1 protein-coding gene is annotated in these 364 nt (G+C 47.5%); it reads left to right on the top strand.

Annotation, left to right across the window (positions count from 1 at the left end; genetic code table 11):
- On the top strand, nucleotides 1-364 hold a 364-nt coding region (locus ACNKXV_RS13535), incomplete at both ends, for an immunoglobulin domain-containing protein (protein WP_417908259.1).

Genomic DNA, 364 nt, shown 5'->3' with positions numbered 1-364 from the left:
CTCAGTAGGCTCAATTACTTATTATGCTGAGGCGATCAACAACGAAACAGGATGTAAGAGCTTGACCAGAACAGCAGTCACACTTACCATCCAAGAAGCTCCGGATGCACCTATGAGCGGTGGAAATCAAGTAGAATGTGAAGAAAGCCCTATCCAAACGCTAATAGCTTCAGCGACAGTGCCACAAGGAGTTACTTTGGTATGGTATGATGCTTCCAGCGGAGGGAATGTGGTAGCAAACCCAATCCGTAATTCAGTAGGCTCGGTTACCTACTATGCAGAGGCGGTCAACAATCTTACACAGTGTAAGAGCCTGACCAGAACAGCAGTTACACTGACCATCTTGGATGCTCCTGCTCCTCCA

It is taken from the genome of Christiangramia aquimixticola, assembly GCF_048285835.1.
Classification (GTDB): domain Bacteria; phylum Bacteroidota; class Bacteroidia; order Flavobacteriales; family Flavobacteriaceae; genus Christiangramia; species Christiangramia aquimixticola.
Note: the sequence above shows the minus strand (reverse complement) of the source record. Positions and strands in the feature narration are given on the sequence as shown.